Source organism: Massilia sp. 01N410, from assembly GCF_056399665.1.
Map to the genome: position 1 here is coordinate 1 of NZ_JBFTRV010000063.1, position 532 is coordinate 532.

Here is a 532-nt window from a genome sequence, read left to right on the forward strand (position 1 = left end):
CGACTACCTCGGCTGCATGCTCGACTCCCGCAGCGTGCGCCGCTCGGCGCGCGAGATCGGCGTGGCCAGTGCGACCAGCTTTCGATGGCGCCACCGTTTCCTGGCCTTGAGCAAGGATGACCGCCCGCAACGGCTGAGTGGCATCGCCGAAGCCGATGAGATGTATGTGCTTGAATCGCACAAGGGSTCCAGACATCTCGAYCGTCCGCCACGAAGACGCGGCGGCAAGGCGACAAAGCGTGGGATCTCGAATGAACAAGTGTGCATCCTGGTGGCGCGCGATCGCAGCGGCCAGACCATCGACGCCGTGACCGGCAAGGGGAGCGTCAGCAGGCGGCAACTGTTGCAACACCTGGGGCCGCGCCTGGCACACGACGTGCTGTTGGTGACCGATAGCCATGCGGCCTACCCGGCATTCGCGCGGGAGGTCGGGATTTCACATGAGGCCATCAACGCGAGCGCCGGCGAACGAAAGCGCGGTGCGCTGCACATCCAGAACGTGAACGCCTATCACAGCCGGATGCGCACCTGG

1 protein-coding gene is annotated in these 532 nt (G+C 65.1%); it reads left to right on the forward strand.

Features of this window, described 5'->3' with window-relative positions; genetic code table 11:
• On the forward strand, positions 1–532 hold a 532-nt coding region (locus AC1DOP_RS27240; protein ID WP_477254409.1), incomplete at both ends, for an IS1595 family transposase.